The sequence below is a fragment of the Marinobacter alexandrii genome, assembly GCA_039984955.1.
In the GTDB taxonomy this organism is placed as follows: Bacteria; Bacteroidota; Bacteroidia; order Cytophagales; family Cyclobacteriaceae; genus Ekhidna.
Genome location: JBDWTN010000007.1, coordinates 2,810,422 through 2,829,618 on the forward strand (window position 1 = coordinate 2,810,422; position 19,197 = coordinate 2,829,618).

13 protein-coding genes are annotated in these 19,197 nt (G+C 39.6%); 7 read left to right on the plus strand and 6 right to left on the minus strand.

The features are described 5' to 3' along the window. Positions 1-100 precede the first annotated feature (100 nt). The 4 genes from ABJQ32_18815 (at position 101) to dnaK (ending at position 4,234) form a co-directional block, all read left to right on the plus strand. Positions 101-1,705 (plus strand): class I SAM-dependent methyltransferase, encoded by a 1,605-nt coding sequence (locus ABJQ32_18815; GenBank protein ID MEP5291716.1) that lies wholly within the window; start codon positions 101-103, stop codon positions 1,703-1,705. 4 nt (positions 1,706-1,709) lie between these two features. Beyond that, complete coding sequence (locus ABJQ32_18820) at positions 1,710-1,907, plus strand: hypothetical protein (protein MEP5291717.1); 198 nt, start codon at positions 1,710-1,712, stop codon at positions 1,905-1,907. A 39-nt stretch (positions 1,908-1,946) separates the two neighbouring features. After that, positions 1,947-2,102, plus strand: a complete 156-nt coding sequence (locus tag ABJQ32_18825; GenBank protein MEP5291718.1) for a hypothetical protein — start codon at positions 1,947-1,949, stop codon at positions 2,100-2,102. A gap of 194 nt (positions 2,103-2,296) precedes the next feature. Then, the gene (gene dnaK / locus ABJQ32_18830) at positions 2,297-4,234 is read left to right on the plus strand and encodes a molecular chaperone DnaK (GenBank protein MEP5291719.1); all 1,938 of its coding nucleotides are present in this window, start codon (positions 2,297-2,299) and stop codon (positions 4,232-4,234) included. Positions 4,235-4,517: 283 nt separating this feature from the next. On the opposite strand, the gene ABJQ32_18835 is transcribed toward dnaK, so the two are convergent. The 3 genes from ABJQ32_18835 to ABJQ32_18845 all read right to left on the minus strand — a co-directional run bounded on the left by ABJQ32_18835 (position 4,518) and on the right by ABJQ32_18845 (position 8,935). Continuing rightward, the gene (locus ABJQ32_18835; protein MEP5291720.1) at positions 4,518-5,963 is read right to left on the minus strand and encodes an SPFH domain-containing protein; all 1,446 of its coding nucleotides are present in this window, start codon (positions 5,961-5,963) and stop codon (positions 4,518-4,520) included. Beyond that, entirely contained in the window at positions 5,964-6,548 is a 585-nt protein-coding gene (locus ABJQ32_18840) for a hypothetical protein (protein ID MEP5291721.1), read from the minus strand. It lies immediately after the preceding gene. Positions 6,549-6,616: 68 nt separating this feature from the next. Beyond that, the gene (locus tag ABJQ32_18845; GenBank protein MEP5291722.1) at positions 6,617-8,935 is read right to left on the minus strand and encodes a response regulator; all 2,319 of its coding nucleotides are present in this window, start codon (positions 8,933-8,935) and stop codon (positions 6,617-6,619) included. Positions 8,936-9,091: 156 nt separating this feature from the next. On the opposite strand from ABJQ32_18845, the gene ABJQ32_18850 reads away from it, so the two are divergent. Next, positions 9,092-10,204 carry a THUMP domain-containing protein gene (locus tag ABJQ32_18850; protein ID MEP5291723.1) on the plus strand — a complete coding sequence of 371 codons (1,113 nt, stop codon included), beginning with the start codon at positions 9,092-9,094 and terminating at the stop codon, positions 10,202-10,204. Between the two features lie 78 nt (positions 10,205-10,282). On the opposite strand, the gene ABJQ32_18855 is transcribed toward ABJQ32_18850, so the two are convergent. Continuing rightward, complete coding sequence (locus tag ABJQ32_18855; protein MEP5291724.1) at positions 10,283-10,777, minus strand: phosphoglycerate mutase family protein; 495 nt, start codon at positions 10,775-10,777, stop codon at positions 10,283-10,285. Positions 10,778-10,992: 215 nt separating this feature from the next. Here ABJQ32_18855 and ABJQ32_18860 point away from each other — a divergent pair, with 215 nt between their 5' ends. Both ABJQ32_18860 and ABJQ32_18865 read left to right on the plus strand, forming a co-directional pair. Then, positions 10,993-13,311, plus strand: coding sequence for a TonB-dependent receptor (locus ABJQ32_18860; protein ID MEP5291725.1), 2,319 nt, complete (start codon positions 10,993-10,995; stop codon positions 13,309-13,311). A 4-nt stretch (positions 13,312-13,315) separates the two neighbouring features. Continuing rightward, the gene (locus ABJQ32_18865) at positions 13,316-14,119 is read left to right on the plus strand and encodes a DUF4249 domain-containing protein (GenBank protein MEP5291726.1); all 804 of its coding nucleotides are present in this window, start codon (positions 13,316-13,318) and stop codon (positions 14,117-14,119) included. Positions 14,120-14,147: 28 nt separating this feature from the next. Here the strand turns inward: ABJQ32_18865 and ABJQ32_18870 are convergent, their stop codons facing one another. Both ABJQ32_18870 and pbpC read right to left on the minus strand, forming a co-directional pair. Beyond that, on the minus strand, positions 14,148-16,592 hold the full coding sequence (locus tag ABJQ32_18870; GenBank protein MEP5291727.1) for a zinc-dependent metalloprotease: 2,445 nt from the start codon (positions 16,590-16,592) through the stop codon (positions 14,148-14,150). Between the two features lie 78 nt (positions 16,593-16,670). Next, the gene (pbpC, locus tag ABJQ32_18875; protein MEP5291728.1) at positions 16,671-18,932 is read right to left on the minus strand and encodes a penicillin-binding protein 1C; all 2,262 of its coding nucleotides are present in this window, start codon (positions 18,930-18,932) and stop codon (positions 16,671-16,673) included. Between the last annotated feature and the right edge of the window lie 265 nt (positions 18,933-19,197).

Consider the following 19,197-nt stretch of genomic DNA (forward strand, 5'->3'; position numbering starts at 1 on the left):
TGCAAAATTAGCCAATCAAGCTAAGCATCTAATGATATGTATAAAGAATGGGAGGAATGATTCAGAAATAGCATAATTTTCGATTAGAAATAGATAATCAATGGATTCAATAAAAGAGCGTAATTCTGGGTACAGAAGTGAATTATTTCGTCATCTGGACGGAATTGCTATAGCACCAGTTGCCTATGAACTACATCAGAAAGGTGTTTTGGACTATCTTCTAAATGAGAAGGCCATCGATCTAAATTCTACTGCTGATTACTTTGCTGCTAATGATGGCTATTTGAATGTTGGATTGAGACTATTGGCTTCTCAAGGTTGGTTGGATTATGGCGTGGAGAATGGAAATAAGAAAATTACAGTCACTGAAAATAGTAAAAGCAAAGCTGCATTTTCAAATGCTCTCCATTACAAGGAGGTAGTTGAACTCATAAAGTTCTCGGGACAATTTCATCGAAGAAAATTTGAAAAAGAACCTTTTGAGATGTGGAATAGGATTGCTAAGAAGTTTATGAATGGCTATCTAATTAGCCCAAAAGACACATTAGAATCAGAAATTCAAAGGCAAATCCTTAAACATATTGAAGGAGTATTGGTGGGGCCGAGTGCCGTGCAATTGGGTATGGGAGGGATGTTTCATAAATATTTTATGGAGACGTCTTTTGGTCCGGGAGAATATCATGAAGATCCAGAAAGTTTTGAAAGTATCCTTGATTTTTTCACTTACTTAGGATGGTTTGAAAAGAGAAATGATACTTACAAGTTCACAGAGAAAGGACTTTTTTTTGCAAAGAGATCATCAGCCTATGGTGTAACTGTTTCTTACATGCCGACATTTAGAAATCTTGATGAGTTGATTTTTGGAAATCCTGAAATATTAAAGGTGAATGAAGGAGAAAGAGAGAAGGGCGTTGATAGAGAAATGAACGTATGGGGAAGCGGAGGTGCTCATGTGGCTTATTTTGAAAAAGTAGATAGCATTATCATTGATCTTTTTAATAGACCAATCACTCAACAACCTAAAGGCATTTTGGATATGGGCTGTGGAAACGGAGCTTTCCTGATTCACGTTTTTGACGTTGTTTTTCACAAGACGAAACGTGGTAAGATGTTAGAAGAGTATCCACTTTTTCTGGTGGGGGCTGACTACAATGAAGCAGCTCTAAAAGTGACAAGGGAGAACTTAATTAGTGCGGATGTGTGGGCAAAAGTGATATGGGGTGATATTGGTAATCCTCAACGGTTGGCAGAAGATTTGGAAGAGAATTATGAAATTAAGCTAGTAGACCTTTTGAATGTTCGCACTTTTCTGGATCATAACAGAATGTGGGAAAACACCGATGAAGTATTGGATGCTACGAGTATTTCTTCCGGCGCTTTTACCTCGGGAGGTAGGTTACTCAATAATAATGATGTAGAAGCCAACCTAAAATCTCATCTTAAAAAGTGGAAACCATACATTCAAAAGTTTGGATTGATAGCTATTGAGCTGCACGGGTTAGATCCGAAATTAACATCAGATAACCTTGGCAAGACGGCAAGCACTGCATATGAGGCAACCCATGGCTTCTCAGATCAATATATTTTAGAAATAGATAGTTTTGATAAGGTAGTAGCAGAATCGGGGCTAATAAATGACTCAAAACATCGGGCTAAATTTCCAAATTCTGAACTAGCTACAGTTAGTATAAACTATTTCAAATAACAGGATGAAAAAGTCTTTCCGGTACGTACTCTATTTGATGATTGGATTTCTTATATATCAGATCATAGATTCGGGAGAGACAGGATTCTCTCATTCTGAAGTAAAAAATACCCTAATCATTGGGATGGTGATCGTGTTTGTATTGCTTTTGATTGTACGTGTAATCAAACAACGATACGATAATGGTGATGAAGAGGAGTAGATGCTGAAATAAATTCAGCATGACCCAATTAAACTACGAATGCCTATTTACTTTAGAGAAGTCACCCTGAACCTGCCTTTACAGGCAGACAGGCTTGTTTCAGGGTCTTTTGTGATAATTCAGCGAATCTCCTTCCATGTAGACCTGATAGAGGCGGTATCCTGCCTAAGTTGGAAAATGGGTGGAGGCAGATAAAGCCGATAGCAGGAATATCCTCTGATGTGAAAAACTGTCAGTTCTCTCAAAAAAATGAATTCTATGTTCATTTTTTCCGATTGCTTGCAAAAAGCGGCAAGGATGTCTGTCAATGTGTCACAATTTTTCCTTTGGCACATCCATTGATTAATTGAATTTGAATCTAGAATAACGAACAATAGATAAATATAGAAATGGGAAAAATCATAGGTATCGACTTAGGAACTACCAACTCTTGCGTTTCCGTAATGGAGGGTAATGAGCCGGTAGTGATCCAGAATAGCGAAGGACGAAGAACGACTCCTTCCATCGTAGCATTTCTTGACGATGGAAAAGGGGAAAGAAAAGTAGGTGATTCTGCCAAACGTCAGGCAATTACGAATCCAAGAAATACTATCAGCTCTGTGAAAAGATTCATGGGCAAGAAATATTCTGAGGTAAGTGCAGAGCGAAAAAACATGTCGTACGAGGTGGAAGCTGGTAGCAATGATACTGTACGTGTGAAGATTGGAGATAGAACATATACTCCTCAAGAAATCTCTGCAATGATTCTTCAGAAAATGAAGTCTACTGCTGAGGACTTCTTGGGTCAAGAAGTAAAAGAAGCAGTGGTGACTGTTCCTGCATACTTCAACGATGCGGAAAGACAAGCAACGAAAGAGGCAGGACAAATCGCAGGCCTAGATGTGAAAAGAATCATCAATGAACCTACTGCAGCAGCTTTAGCTTATGGTCTTGATAAGAAAGATGCGGACATGAAGATTGCGGTGTATGACCTTGGTGGTGGTACATTCGATATCTCTATCTTGGAATTAGGTGAAGGTGTTTTTGAGGTGAAGTCTACGAACGGTGACGTACACCTTGGTGGTGATGATTTTGATGGTGTGATTATAGACTGGTTGGCAGACGAATTTAAAAATGATGAGAATATTGATCTTAGAAAAGATCCAATGGCGCTTCAGCGTTTGAAAGAAGCTGCAGAGAAGGCAAAAATTGAACTTTCAGGATCAACAGAAACTGAAATTAACTTGCCATACATCATGCCAGTTGACGGAGTGCCTAAGCACTTGGTGAGAAAATTGAGCCGTGCGAAATTCGAGCAACTTGCAGATGATTTAGTGAAGAGATCGATGAAGCCAGTAGAAGCAGCATTGAAGGATGCAGGTCTATCTACCTCAGAAATTGATGAAGTAATCTTAGTAGGTGGTTCTACTAGAATTCCTAAGATTCAGGAGGAAGTTGAAAAGTTTTTTGGTAAGAAACCTTCTAAAGGTGTAAATCCTGATGAAGTTGTTGCAATTGGAGCTGCGATTCAAGGAGGTGTATTAACCGGAGAGGTGAAAGATGTATTGCTTCTAGACGTAACTCCACTTTCATTGGGTATTGAAACCATGGGAGGTGTATTTACAAAACTGATTGAGTCTAATACGACTATTCCAACGAAGAAGTCCGAGACATTCTCTACAGCTGCTGATAACCAGCCTTCGGTGGAAATCCACGTATTGCAGGGTGAGCGTCCGGTGGCAAATGGGAACAAGTCGATTGGTAAATTTCACCTAGATGGCATTCCACCAGCACCGAGAGGCGTACCTCAGGTAGAAGTCACATTTGATATTGATGCGAATGGTATCTTAAGCGTGAGCGCTAAAGATAAAGGGACTGGCAAAGAGCAGAAGATCAGAATCGAGGCATCTTCAGGATTGACGGATGAGGAAATCGAGAAAATGAAGCAGGACGCAGAAGCAAATGCGGAAGCTGATAAGCAAGCCAAAGAAAAAGTTGAAAAAATCAATCAGGCGGATTCATTAATCTTCCAGACAGAGAAGCAGTTGAGTGAGTTTGGAGAAAAACTTTCTGAAGGTAACAAAACAGCTATTGACGGTGCGTTGACTAAATTGAAGGAAGCGCATGGTAAGCAAGACCTTGCTGAGATAGATACAGCAATGGAAGCATTGAACAATGCATGGACTGCAGCTTCTCAAGAGATGTATGCCGCTCAGGGCGGTGCTGAAGGTGCTCCTGGAGCTGATCCTACAGGTGGTGCAAGTGCAGGCGCTGATGCAGGTTCGAGCAATGGTGCAGACGATGTGTCTGATGTAGAATTCGAAGAGGTAGAAGAGGAGAAAAAATAGCTTTTGGCTTTTTAGCTACTAGCTCGGAATTTACCCTGGATATAGATTGAATAAACCCTTCTCGATCCCGATAACTATCGGGACGAGGAGGGTTTTTATTTTCCTTTTGTCTGTGAAAGATAAATCGTCATTCTGGTTTTTGATTTTGAGAAATCCCGGATTTTTTTCCCCTCTAATACCATGAAACTAACTAATCTATCTCCTTCGGTAGTTTCAGGAATGATGCTATTAATCAGTTTCTTTGAAGCAATAAAAAGCCCTCCAATCGAAGGGCTTAGTCTTGTTATTCTTCTGCTTTTGGCGGGGCTTGTTTAGGCTTAGCAGTAGTCTTTTTTGCTTTTACCTCCTTTGCCATTTGTTTGATCTCTTCAGTCGATTTTCCTTTTAAATATTCTGGTAGTTGCATACCAGCCATATCAAACATCTCCTGAAGTGGTGGAACCGACTTATAAAGTCCAGAAATGAAGTTGGCAGTAGAGTTACGCTCGCCATCACCATTCCCACTATCCCAAACAGTGACTTTGTCGATTTTGATGTTTTTGATGGCTTCCGTTTGAAGTCGGACAAGTTCATCCATCTTATCTGCAATGATAAGTAATACTGCATCTTTGGAATTCTTTCCAGCTGCTTCAACGATTTTCTTAAACCCTTCTGCTTGCTTGGTCAAAACCTCAAAAATACCTTTCGCTTCAGCCTGTTTTTTGAAAAGAATTGCATCAGCTTCTCCTTTCGCAATTCTTCGAATGTTTTCTGCTTGCGCCTCCGCATCAATTTCTACTTTTTCTTTATCAATGCGTGCAGGGACAACCACATCAGCAGTCTGACTGGCCTGATCTCTTTCTGCTCTGGCATTTTCAGCTTCTTGTTCCGCAGCGTAGGCCTCTTCCAAGGCTTTTGCGCTTTGTACTTTTTCTGCTGCTATCGCTTGTCTCTGAGCTTCTGCTTCCTTCTCACGTCTCGTTGCATCTGACTGAGCAATAGTCACCTTAGCTAAGTTTTCCCCTTCCACAGCAGTAGCATCAGCGGAGGCAACTTTCACACGTTGTTCTTGTACAGCATTCGCTTCTCCTATCGATCCATCTCGATCTTTTTCCGCAACGCTCTTACGTGCATCATTGATTGCTTTTGCAGCAGCTTCTTTACCCAATGCTTCGATGTAACCTGACTCATCCTTGATATCGGTTACGTTTACGTTGATCAATTTTAAGCCAATCTTTTTCAATTCAGCCTCTACATTATTCGCTACGTTCGCAAGAAATTTATCTCTATTGTTATTGATTTCTTCAATGTCCATGGTGGCAACTACCAAACGCAATTGACCAAAAATGATATCTTTTGCAAGGTCATGGATACTTGGCTGATCCAATCCCAGCAACCTCTCGGCTGCATTGGTCATGATGCCTTCTTCTGTGGATATACCTACCGTAAATCTCGAAGGAACATCGACTCGAATATTTTGCCTACTCAATGCATTTGTGAGCATTACCTCAATGGATATGGGTGTCAGATCAAGAAATTCATAATCCTGAATAATTGGCCATATAAAAGCAGCTCCACCATGGATACACTTTGCGGAAAGACCGGAATTATCCGCGCCTTTTCCAACTTTCCCATACACCACCAATATACGGTCTGATGGACATCTTTTGTAGCGTTGGAATAAGCCAATGAGAATAACAAATATGAAGACAACTACGACTCCAATGATGATGATAAAAGAACCTGACATTTATTTTGATTTAGTGATGAGTAAAACATTGTCGCCGACGATATCGGAGACTTCAATAACCATCCCAACGGAAAGATCTTCCTTGTCGTCGGTAATGGCTTCAAGCTCTCTTAAAGAACCCTGAACTTTTATAGACACTCTTCCAATATTCCCTCTTTCGGCAGATACGGGTAAATAAACTTCCCCCACTTTTCCAATGGCATTTTTGAAAGACATGGTTCCACTGTCAGTAAGTCTACTGAAATAATAAAATATGCTTCCCATGATGACCATCATTAATACTCCCGCAGAAATTGAAATGATAAGCGTAAGTCCAAGCGCAAAATTCGAGTCCAAACAAGCAATGCCCGTCCACGAAAAAATGGTGAAGAATGCGACGAAATTTTTTAGTGTGAAGAATTGAAATCCCGCACCATCATCCATTTCAACATCAAAATCAGCACCGCCATCTGAATCAAAATCTCCTCCAACGAACGTAAGGATCGTTTGTATGATGAATATAAGAGTAGACGGAATAGCGAAAGCCCAGTAAATCTGTTCGATTAAGGATAACGATTCCCACCATTCTGATAAACTAAAACCCATACCTTATTTTTTGCTATGAATTTACCACATTTTGAATTGTAGGAAAGGAATATGGCAAAATAGTACGATTAAGCAGGATTGTTTAGCTGTTCAAAAATTGCACTATATAAATCATCAGGATTAAAAGGTTTAGTCACTATGTCACTTAAACCGGAATCTTTCTTCTTCTTTGATTTATCGTAAAGAGCAGAAGCAGTAACGGCAATGATTGGTAGATTGTAACCTAGCCCTCTTAAGGTTTTGGTGGCCTGATATCCATCCATGATTGGCATTTGGAGGTCCATCAAGATGAGATCAAATTCATTTCCTTTTTCGTGCATAAGCTCAACAGCTTCCTGACCATTTCCTGCCAGATCTACCTTTATCCCCCATTTCTCTAGCAATCTTTTAGCGATAAGGACATTCATTGAATTATCTTCAACCAGAAGGACGGAGTGTCCAGTCAGGCTTTGTTTTGTGTCTTCCTTGATGGAGATTTCTTTTAGATGACCAATTTTTAAGACTAGAGAAAAGAAGAAAATGGAGCCATGACCTGGCTCGCTTTGAAGATAAATCTTCGAATCCATTTGCTCTACTAGCTGCTTTGTAATTGATAAACCAAGTCCCGTGCCTCCATACTTCCTGGTAACAGAGCTACTTGCTTGTTGAAAAGATTTAAAAATTCTGTCCTTCAAATCATTGCTGACTCCAATGCCTGTATCTTCAACTTTGAAGAGCACTTCAACTTTATCATCCTTCTCGGGACCTTTATTTACACAGAATTTAACATAGCCCTTCTCTGTGAATTTAATCGCATTTCCAATCAAGTTGGTTAGTATCTGTCTGACTCGTGTTTTATCTAAGACAACAACTTTTGGGAGATTTTCGTCATATTCAAAAATCATACTAATGCCCTTTTTGCTGGCTACAGTTTTGAAAACGTTTACTATGCTTTCACAGTAATCCTTCAAGACAATGTCACTTTCTTCTAACTCGAGTTTTCCTGCATCAATCTTACTATAGTCAAGTACATTGTCAATGAGGGTTAGAAGATGATTCGAGGCATTTTTTAGGTTTTTGAGTTCGGGAATTTGATCCTCTCTCGGGTTGGTATCCATGAGGTGATAGGTAGTGCCTATCACGGAATTTAAAGGAGTACGTATCTCGTGACTCATGACAGACAAAAAATCAGATTTAGTTTTAGCGGCACCCTCAGCTAGTTCTTTAGCTGAGCGCCATGAAGCCGTGAAATGCCGTGATAAAATAAGTGATTGAAAAAGAATAAATACGAGCTGTCCAAGCATGGATACCCAGAGGATTTCTTCAATAATATTTAAGTATGCTGCTGTTTTCATAAAGAAGACAAGAAGTATACCCACCGTACTATAAATGGAATATTTGGCACCTTCCTTACCGCGAATGAGTGCTTTCGTATAAACAAAGCTGATAAGCACCATGCCAAGCAAGAGAACAATGAGGAAGGGGTCATTTAGCTGGCTGAAAATACGTACTGGGAGTAAGGTCATTAATGCCCAAAGAAGTGATATAGACAAGAAGAAATTGACTAATTTCTTTGGGGTCTCCTCTGAGAAGAGATGCTTTAGATAAAGACAGAAGAAAAAGGCGGTAAGGTAAAAGGTGCTATACTCAATCGTCATGCCGAAACGATAAGGAATGTCAATGATATCATGAAGAACATAATTGCCCCAACCTACAATTCTGTATGAATAAACGAGACAGAACAATGCGAAATACAGCGCCATTTTTTCTTTTCGCCCATAGAAATAGAGACCCAAGAAGAAGAAGGCACCCATGACGAGACACCCCGCCATGAAGACGTCATAGACATCATTGATAAATTTTTTATATGTAAGACTATTTAGGGTTCCGAGTGTAATCGGACTCCCAATACCTCCTTTGCTATGAACAAAATTCGAAATGTGGATGACTACATTGAGTGTGTCTGATGGGATATGGGCAAGAGATACGAGTTGGTAATTTCTTCCTGGCTTTTCGGAATCACTATCAACACCAGGAACTCCCATACTGGCGAGTTTTTCATTATTCACAAAAAGCTTATAAGTGCTGAATAAATCTGGAATCCTTAAGGCTAAAGGCTCTTTTGAATTTCTAATTATAAAGAGTTGATAAGAACCGTATCCCATGGCTGGAAGGCCACTTTGCTCCCACCGATCAGGAATGTTGATTAATACTTTTTCTGTAGCAGGTTGTTTCGATGCTGGAGAAATAAACTGGGAGGGATAGAAAGCCCATTCACCTTTCAACGGAATGGTTGGTTTGGCGTCAAAAGAAAACTCAGTAAGATCTAATACTCCATTTTGAACTTCTTGTGCAGATATATCTACACTTTGGAGCAAAATGGAAAGACACAAAAACCTCCATAGCATAGTTAAAAGTAAACTATTTGTAAGGACCGTTCAATTGCTGTTATATAAATTCTTTTTTTGGTAAATAGGACGCTCAAAAGGCAGATATATGAAAATATTGCTTTGGTTCGATCAAAAAACCATGAGTAAAGACTGAAATCCTTACATCTTTGCAACATGAAAATAACCATCAAGACTCTTTTTGGATTTGAAGAGATACTGGCTAGTGAAGTTGAAGCGTTGGGAGGAGAGAAGGTAGAAAAAATCACCAGAGGAGTGAAGTGTGAGGGTAATCCTGCTTTTTTATATAGAGCTAATCTCTCGCTTCGTACAGCTATGAAAATCCTGGTGCCGATTTACACTTTCCATGCACGAGATGAGAAGCAGTTATACAATAAGATGCTGGAATTTGATTGGTCCAATTTTCTTGATGTGGATCAAACGTTTGCTATTGACCCAGTGGTTTTCTCTGAGGTGTTTACACATTCTAAGTTTGTTGGACTTAAGGCAAAAGATGCGATGGTGGATCAGTATCGGAATAAGTACAGGAGAAGACCTTCTGTAAGCACGGATAATCCAGATGTACTTTTCAATCTCCATTGTGCAAATGATTTTTTCACAGTCTCGATGGACAGCTCCGGGGCTGCATTGAATCAACGTGGTTATCGTGAAGATGGACATAGAGCGCCAATGAATGAAGTTTTAGCGGCCGGAATGATTGTTCTTTCTGGATGGGATAAAAAATCCCCGTTGGTGGATCCAATGTGTGGTAGCGGAACGATACTTACTGAAGCTGCCATGCTGGCCATGAATATGGGTCCGAATTTGAAGCGCAAAGAATTTGGCTTTCGTACTTGGCCAGAATACAGCCCTATTTTATTCAATAACATCAAGAATGAAGAATTGAATAAAATACGAAAGCCTAGCATGGACCTGACAGGTATTGATATTGATGATAGTGCTGTTACACTAGCGAGAAAAGCGCTAAGTAAAATTGGTTTACGAAGAGAGGTGAAGATCAAGACAATGGATTTTCGTGAGTTCAAACCGATCAATGATCAGGGGACGATCATTACCAATCCACCGTATGGAGAGCGTATTGGCGATGATATCCTTGAATTTTACAAAACGATGGGAGATGCTTTCAAGCAGAACTTTGTAGGATATGATGCCTGGCTTATTAGCTCCAACAAGCAAGCTTTAAAGCAAATTGGCCTTAAAGACTCGGAACGAATCAAGCTGTACAATGGAAAGCTGGAATGCGACTTTTGTAAGTATGAGTTGTATTAACCACAGAGGACACAAAGAAGCACTGAGGAATTTCTCTTTTTCTCTGTGCTATACTCCGCTTTCTCAGTGGTTAGAAATCTAAAATTTCAACCGAACTAATTTACCTTTTCCTACTTCTGCTGCTACTATGATGATAAGATTAGAATAGTCACTTTCATCAAATTGGGAAAACGTATCATTTCCTAAGAGTGCATTAGCTAACGCTGGAATTGTATTTGAGTGACCGGAAATCATAACTGTGCCACCTGTATGTTTTTCTGCAAGGGTAGCCAGCCATTCTCCCTTTGCATATGGGTCATATTCTTGCACTTCAAGATTTTTCATCTCAGCTATCGGTTGAAGTGTTTCTTGTGTGCGCTTGAAAGGAGTAGAGTACAGGGCATCAATGTCTTGATTAACCAACATTTCAGACAGATTAGCAGATCTGGTTTTTCCATCTTCATTGAGAGGTGGGTTTCGAGTTCCGTCATTGGCTTTCTCCGCGTGTCGAACCAGTATGAATGTGGTTTGATCTTGCGAAAAGCAAAACTGTGTTATAGAGAGCAGTAATGTGAGGGATAGTACTTTTTTCACGATCCAAAATGTTGATTATATAGGTAATTTAAATGATCGTCTCTTTTTCTGCTAAGAGATCGATTCTTTTTAGATACGTGGTACACTAGTATTCTTGGAAGGCAAAGGTCATCATAACGCCTTATTATATTTTTTCATTCAAAATTTCACAACGGTTTAGGGTTATTTGAGTCTTTCTTGTACTTAACACAGTCAAGTAATTCTTCAACTAACCAATGAGAAAACTCACCCAACTCACCCTCTCTTTCTTGATTGCGATATCTGGCGTATACAGTCAGGGGACAACCAAGTATACCATCAGCGGATATGTAAAGGAAGATGTCAGTAATGAACTGCTTCCAGGAGTAACCATATTTATTCCCTCATTGAATACAGGTGTCATTACGAATGGCTATGGGTTTTATTCCATGACTTTACCTGAGGGAACATACGAGCTTGTTTATACATCGGTAGGTTTTGATGGAATAAAGACTGATATAGTGTTGAATAAAGATGTAGTGCTAGATCAGTTTCTACGTCCCTCGGTACTCACGCTTGATGAGGTGGTAGTAAGTGCAGAACTACAGGAAAAAGTTAGCGAGAATTCTCAGATGAGTTCGGTACGTCTATCCACCAAAAGCGTGGAAAACATACCAGCACTGATGGGAGAAAAAGATGTGCTCAAGGTACTTCAGTTGATGCCAGGAGTGCAGTCCGGATCAGAAGGAAACAGCGGACTCTATGTGAGAGGAGGAGGGCCTGATCAAAATTTATTGATTTTGGATGATGCAATTGTTTACAATGCCAATCATTTGTTCGGCTTCTTTTCCATTTTTAACGGAGATGCATTAAAGTCTACAGAACTTTATAAAGGAGGGTTCCCAGCCAGATTTGGAGGTAGGCTTTCCTCAGTGATCAAAATGGACATGAAAGATGGAAATAAAGAGGAGATGCATGGCAAAGTTGGTATTGGCTTGATTTCTTCTTCTCTTATGCTGGAGGGTCCAATTAACAAAGGAAAAACGTCTTTCGTAGTGAGCGCTAGACGTACCTACTTTGATGCGATAGCTGGTATTTTTAATAGTTCACCTGACAAAGGCGGCTATTATTTCTATGATCTAAATGCTAAGGTTAACCATGAGTTTGACTCCAAAAACAAGCTGTATGTAAGTGGGTATTTTGGACAGGATCGATTCTTCGCCAGAAACAAAGAGGAAGGGTTTGATGCTAAACTAGGATGGGGTAATGCCTCGTCGACAATAAGATGGAATCATCAATTTTCAAAAAAGGTATTTACTAACACATCACTTATTTTTAGTCGATATCTTTTTGATATCAGAGAAGAAGAAGACGATTTTGAATTAAGATTTAACTCCAGTATCAGAGACTTTGGGTTTAAGTATGACGTAGACTTCTTTCCGTCCATCAATCATTCAATAAAATTCGGAGTGTCAAGCACCAATCATCGATTTATACCCAGTGCCTTAGTTGTAAGGGAAGCATCTGTCGGCCCAACAGATGAAGAAGAGAAGTTCAATACATTGGAGTCAGCCATTTATGTAGAGGACGATATGCGATTATTTGGAAAACTCAATGCAAATATTGGACTTAGATTTAGCCACTTTATTCATGAGAATAAAACATATTCAAGACCTGAACCTCGGATTTCCCTTGCGTACATGTTACCTAACGACTATGCAGTAAAGGCATCCTTCGCCAGTATGAATCAGTACGTTCACTTACTTTCTAATTCTGGGATAGGACTACCCACTGATTTATGGGTTTCGTCAACTGATCGGGTGAGGCCGCAGAGTTCAAGGCAGGTTGCATTGGGTTTTGCTAAAGATATCTCCAACGGCATTTCTGTTTCACTAGAAGGTTATCTTAAAAAATCAGACGATGTAATCGCATATAAGGAGGGTGCGAGCTTTCTTATATTGGATGATCCAGAATCTTCTGAGTCTGTCTCTTGGGAGGATAATATTACTACTGGTGCAGCAGATGCTATGGGGCTTGAATTATTTCTTGAAAAGAAGGTTGGAGATTTTACTGGATGGTTTGGGTACACGCTTTCAAAAACCGAACTGCAATTTGATGAGTTGAACTTTGGGAGAAAATTCCTTGCTCGATATGATCGAAGACATGATGTTTCGTTGGTGGGGATTTATCATATTTCAGATCGATTGACTATTTCAGGAACTTGGATTTATGGGACAGGAAATAACTTTTCACTACCGGTAAGAACACATCGTACTGCGTCGGATATTTTAGGAAACTTTACTGTTTTCAACGACCGATTTGAAGATATAGATGAGAGAAACAATTTTAGAGCAGAGGCTTATCATAGGTTGGATCTGAGTATTCGGATGACAAAAGAGAAGAAAAGAGGGAGACGTACATGGGAATTGAGTCTTTACAATGCCTACAGTAGGAAAAATCCTTTTTTCTACTACCAATTAACTGATTTTGACAATAATGGAACACAACGAGGCACATTGAATAGAGTCACATTGTTTCCAATTCTTCCTTCATTTAGATACACATTTGAATTTTAGTACGATGAAAATAAAAAATCTATTACTTGCTCTAGGCATTTTTTTCTTATTGGCGTGTGAGGAAGAAGTACCACCTCCGGATTTCGATGAAGAAGAAAAACTTGTAGTGAATTCGATTATATCTCCGTTCTCAGAAGAGATCATAGTAGAAGTATCAGTTTCAAGAAATGCCTTTGGAATTATAGATGGTGATTTTGAAAGTGATATCGTGAGGGATGCTATCGTCACAATAAGTGATGGTACGAGGGAAGTATTGATCCCTTTTGATGATGATCAACTTCACTACAGTATACCATCTTTTTTGTTTTCTTTAGATGAAGGTAAAACCTTTCTTTTAAGTGTAGAAGCAAATGGAGAATCTGTTTACGGTGAAACAATATTGCCTAAACGGATTACCGAACTGGAATCTGTTACTTTAAATCAGAATAATGTGCTGAATGTAACCTGGCAAGATTTTACAGAATCGGATAATTATTATCGAATATTAGCCACAGGATTCAATTCTGAATTTCAATTTTCAGAGAATTTCTTCTTTGAGAGTGATGAATTTATTTCAGATACAAATCGAAATGGAGAAGTACTTTCAGCACGAGGAGAGGGAAATGAGTTTGCTACAGGGGGATATGATAATGTAACGGTCAGAATTATTTCCAGTAGTTCTCTATACTCCGATTACTTCAGGATACTTAAAAATTTTGTGCAGGATGATCCTTTTGCTGATCCGGTACAACTTCCATCAAATATTGTCGGTGGTATTGGAATCTTTGAAGCAGTACAGGTTTCAGAATTTACGGTTGAAGCACCTTAACCAAGCACTTCAACCGTAGAGATTTCTATTACCTTGGATTTAAAATCGCATCAATACGCTTCTGGATATCCTGAAGATGGAAACGAGATGATGAATTATTCTGTCTTGCAAGTCCACTTCTCACGTCTCTTTCAAGTCTTGTCAGTGTAGCCATTGCTATAGACGGGATATCAGAGTTAGCATACCTTTCTTCTTCTAGATTCATCAATTCTCCTAAGCGATCAATGTGTTCTTTTTGGAGATTTCTGCGATAGGTATCTATGCTTCTGCCGTTATACAACTCACTCCAAATACCTTGACGCATATCAGTGAATAGTGATGATAGTGTATAAGCATTGCTTCCATTCAATGCTTCGTTTTCAACTAATCTCATCAGCATAGACTCCACCGTGAGCCTACTCAGTATTCGAACCTGAGAAGCTCTCATTCGATTTACTAATCCGTCTTGTTGAATTCTTCCTAGGATTTCGGCATCTACCAACCAATTAGGAGTAGCAAATAATTGCTCATTTAAGAATTTAACTGCCCGTTGTTGTTTGTCCTTTTCTACATGCGTATATACTGCACCATCTTGATCAGCAGTTTTATAATATTCATAAACACCGCCAACGTTTGACACTACATGCGCAGTGTATCGATTGAATTGGCCCACTACATTTCTATACAATTCAGCCAGGTCATCGTAGTTCTCCCCATCCTCAGTAGTCCAATCCATTAACTTGTCAAGGATACGTTTAAGATTTCGGATACCCAATTCACTTGCAAGCATTGAATCGTGACCTATATCTTCAGTTTGAGCAGTAGGATCCACAGGAATACGTCGCTGGCGTCCATATCTGTAAATAGGGTTATTGCCCTTCTCTTTGATCCACGCGTTGAGTGTTTCTTCTTCGTCTTCAGGGCTATTCACATTCGCAATTGGCTTATATCCAAACTGAGTAACCCAAAGATCGTACTCACCGACTCTTGGGAAGAAATTTGTGATTCCATCTTCTGGTTGAGCTACATAATTGAATCTTGCATAGTCCATGATGGATGGAGCTACGCCATGTGTATCAGTAAATGCTTTGTTTCTTAGTTGATCCACGGTGTATGCAGGTGAAGAGCCCATATTGTGTGGGTACCCTAGCGTATGTCCAACTTCATGCGCGGATACAAATCGAATCAATTCACCCATCAAGTCATCATCAAACTTTGTTCTTTGAGCTTCTGGGTTTACTGCAGCAGTCTGTATGAAATACCAATTTCTCAAAAGATTCATCACATTGTGATACCAAAGGATGTCGCTTTCCAATATCTCACCGGTTCTTGGATCGTGAACGTGTGGTCCTTGAGCATTTTGAATATCTGTTGCTATATATCTAATCACGGAATATCTCACATCTTCTGGACTCCACTCAGGATCTTCTTCTTTTGTTGGTGCGTATTTACCCATGATTGCATTTTTGAAGCCTGCTGCCTCAAAAGCTACTTGCCAATCATCTACTCCTTGTTTAATGTGTTTTCTCCACTTTTCAGGAGTAGCAGGGTCTATGTAATAAATAATTGGCTTGACTGGCTCTACCAATTCACCTCTATTGTATGCATCCCAATCACTAGGTTCCAATCTCCATCGTGTAATTAGTCTTCTTGTTGCAGCTTTTTGTTCGTCTGAACTATAGTCAATCTGGCGTAGCGAAAAGAATCCAACACGTTCGTCATGATATCTTGGAACCATCGGATCATTCGGTAGCAGAATCATGGATTGATTCATTTCTATGGAAAGTGTCTCCGTAAGTCCATTTGCAGGTAGTTCATCACCTTTGTATGTAAGGATATGTCTCACTTCCACATTTTCAGGAAATGATTTCACTGAAGTAATCAATGAACGTGACTTGTCAATTCCTTTGATTTTAAAACGCTTTCTTTCAGCATCTCGTAGGCCACCGATCATCGGGATATCACTCGAGAAGAAGTCTGAAACTTTGATTACATAAGCGGAGGAATCATCTTTCATTGTTTCCAATGAGAATGACTCGACGATTGGCTCGAAGTTGTTATTCTTTACAGAAGTATAGATAGGCTCATCCTCATTGGCGATATTGTTGTAAGAGACAGATCTCATTAGGATTTTGCCGCCCATTTTCTGAAATCTAATTACTTGCTGAGGTCGGGATTTCATACCTGCTCCTCCGAAATTCAGTCCTTTTACATGACCAGCAATTCTTGAAACAATGAGGATTTCTTTTTCAAGTAAATCAGCTGGAATTTCAAAGTAGAAATCATCTCCAACTTGATGAGAAGTGATCAAACCTTCATCGGAAATCGCTTCGTCTGTAATTATTTCAGCATATTTTTTTAATCCATTTTTCTTCTTTTTAGGTGCAGCTTGTTCAGTATCATCACCTTTCTTTTTCTTCTTTTTTTGAGCCTGTATATCCGTGGAGAATCCCACGAAAAGTACAGCTAACATTAGTGTAAGTATTTTTCTCATACCATTGGGGTTAAATTTTGTCGGCAACTTAACTACCAAAGCAGCAAATTGGATTTGCTTTTATGTAAGCGGTAATCTTTAGGAACTGCTAATGACTTCAAATGTCAGCCTTCTTTCATTTCCTTTTCCGTCGGTTAACCTAAGGAAATGTGTCCCTTTGGGAAGAAATACTTCTAGTTGATGGTCCTCATTCGTTTTCCCATAAAAGTCATCTCCGATGCTCCAAAAAAGTGTGGATTCTTTGTTTTGATGAGAGGCTTCCAGAACGATCCTGCTTTTCTCACCATCAAGCGTGATAGGTATAAAAACTTTGCTGTTTGCATTAGGGTAGATGATTTCAATTGGATTGCTAGATCCAGCCTTACAAGAAGGGAAGAACTGAGGAACTCCACTATAGTCTGGATGGATTTTAGAGTAGTAATATCCCATTGATGGAGGTAAGACAAAATGCGTTTGAGAGCTTGATTCTGCTAATGAATAGCAAGAACTGTTTATTTGATATTCCAGACTTTTATCCATTTGAAACTCTTGGTGATAAGTGCATAGACCACTGTTCTCTGCATTACTTGGTACCGCTTTTTGTTCTGATGGACATATTTGCTTGGCAAGCATGCCAGATGTTGAGCAAACCTTCATCTGAGGCATGTTAGGTTTTAGTTTTTCCAGCCAGTTTCTATCATCATCTGAAAGGCGCATGATCTCCAATAGGAGAGGAGCAGCTGCGTTGATGCCTGTGAGTCCAGCTCTTCCTTCTCCATCGGCATTTCCAATCCATACGGCCACCAATACTGTGCCATTCAATCCAATAGCCCATGCGTCTCTGAAGCCATAACTGGTACCCGTCTTCCATGAGATTAATTGAGAGGATGAGAATGATTGCCATTCTTCTTCTCCATTAGGACGCGAAAGCTCGGTCATAGCATCAAAAGTATGCCAAATGGCACCAGGATCTATGTCTATATTTTGAGCTGACGTTAATGAATTGGTATATGAAATGTTTTTTATTTCAGTGTCAATTAAGGATTGGTACATTTTCACATAGGCATTCGCTAAGTCCCACATTTTCACATCTGCTCCTCCTAGAATCATGGACAGGCCATAATGGCCAGGAGCTTGATCTAATGTTGAAATGCCCATCCGTCTGAGATCCAGATGAAATTGTTCATACGAATGATCTCTTAATAAATAGGTGAATGGAATATTGAGTGATTTTACAAGCGCCTGACTTGCAGGAATGGCACCTTCGTATCCTCCTGAAAAATTCTTCGGACTAAATCCTCCGAAAAAAGTAGGTACGTCAGGTAGCAATGTTTCTGGTAGAATCTCTCCTTTGGAAAGAGCCTGAGCATATAAGATTGGCTTTAGACTACTTCCCGGACTTCTTGGTTTTTGAATAATATCAACTTGATACCCTTCGGCTTTTTGATCTGAAGTATTTCCTACATAGGCGAGCGATTTGGCCGTATGTAAATCGATAACCATTGCTGAAAGGTTTTCTACTCCGTTTCCCATTTGCTGTACATGATGCCGTTCAAGAATTTGCGTTGTTCTGGATTGCCAGAAAGGATCAAGTGTTGATTGTACAATAGATTCCGGATTAGTTTCTTGAATGGTGGTAAGCAAATGAGGTGCTTTTTGAGGAATGGGATATGGCTTATCAGGTAATTCTTCAAGGACACTCAATTCATATGTGGTTTGATCCAGTACTTCATGATCGAATAAAATTTTGAGCAGTCGATTTCGTTTGTTCAAATATTGTAGATTTGACCTGCCTGGGAAGATTGCACCTGGATTGTTAGGTAGCACAGCTAGAGAAGCAGCCTCGCCCCAACTAAGCAGGTGTGGAGGTCTATTGAAGTATCTCCAACTGGCAGCTTCTATCCCTACTACATTTCCACCAAATGGAGCCATAGAAAGGTATTTGGTGACAAGCTCTTTTTTTGAGTATTTCAATTCAAGCTTAATCGCTATCCCTATTTCAATGAGTTTTTGCCAGACAGTTCTGTTTTCCCCTCTCATCATCCTTGCGATCTGCATGGTCAATGTGCTAGCTCCACTTACAACCTTTCCTGCCTTGATGTTTTGGATAGTTGCTCTACCTATAGCCAGCGGATTTACACCGGGATGTTTGTAAAAATGGCGGTCTTCAAAGTATCGAATGCATGTGGAGATTTTGTTGGGTACAGAATCGGGCTCTGGGAAACGCCATTGACCATCTGCTGCGATGGATGCCCCCAGGAGATCTCCATTTCGGTCGTTTAAAACGGTGGAGTAAGAATAAGTTTGTTCTGATAGGGGGTAGAGGAAGAAGGTGATAATAGCTATCGAAATTGATAGCAAAAGTTGCGTACGTTTTGACTTTAAAAACAATGTCATTGGAAGTAAATATCTCTCCTTTCAGTCGAGATGACAAGCTGGTTAAATTATTCTACCTTCATGTTATTTAGGCGAAGGAAAAACTTTCAATTTCCCATTTTAATTAAATATCTCTCCTGCGTCGAGATGACAAATACGAAGAACTTCCTCACACAGTTTTCACATGCATAGAGAGTGATGGATGTATGCCAATATTTTTCTTCATAGGAGTCTCTCTTTCATAGGAAAA

What these genes read in the sequence shown, in the direction of transcription:
- ABJQ32_18815 (MEP5291716.1), top strand. Translation starts at nt 101, where the DNA reads ATGGATTCAATAAAAGAGCGTAATTCTGGGTACAGAAGTGAATTATTT.
- ABJQ32_18820 (MEP5291717.1), top strand. Translation starts at nt 1,710, where the DNA reads ATGAAAAAGTCTTTCCGGTACGTACTCTATTTGATGATTGGATTTCTT.
- ABJQ32_18825 (MEP5291718.1), top strand. Translation starts at nt 1,947, where the DNA reads ATGCCTATTTACTTTAGAGAAGTCACCCTGAACCTGCCTTTACAGGCA.
- dnaK (MEP5291719.1), top strand. Translation starts at nt 2,297, where the DNA reads ATGGGAAAAATCATAGGTATCGACTTAGGAACTACCAACTCTTGCGTT.
- ABJQ32_18835 (MEP5291720.1), bottom strand. Translation starts at nt 5,963, where the DNA reads ATGTCAGGTTCTTTTATCATCATCATTGGAGTCGTAGTTGTCTTCATA.
- ABJQ32_18840 (MEP5291721.1), bottom strand. Translation starts at nt 6,548, where the DNA reads ATGGGTTTTAGTTTATCAGAATGGTGGGAATCGTTATCCTTAATCGAA.
- ABJQ32_18845 (MEP5291722.1), bottom strand. Translation starts at nt 8,935, where the DNA reads ATGCTATGGAGGTTTTTGTGTCTTTCCATTTTGCTCCAAAGTGTAGAT.
- ABJQ32_18850 (MEP5291723.1), top strand. Translation starts at nt 9,092, where the DNA reads ATGAAAATAACCATCAAGACTCTTTTTGGATTTGAAGAGATACTGGCT.
- ABJQ32_18860 (MEP5291725.1), top strand. Translation starts at nt 10,993, where the DNA reads ATGAGAAAACTCACCCAACTCACCCTCTCTTTCTTGATTGCGATATCT.
- ABJQ32_18865 (MEP5291726.1), top strand. Translation starts at nt 13,316, where the DNA reads ATGAAAATAAAAAATCTATTACTTGCTCTAGGCATTTTTTTCTTATTG.
- ABJQ32_18870 (MEP5291727.1), bottom strand. Translation starts at nt 16,592, where the DNA reads ATGAGAAAAATACTTACACTAATGTTAGCTGTACTTTTCGTGGGATTC.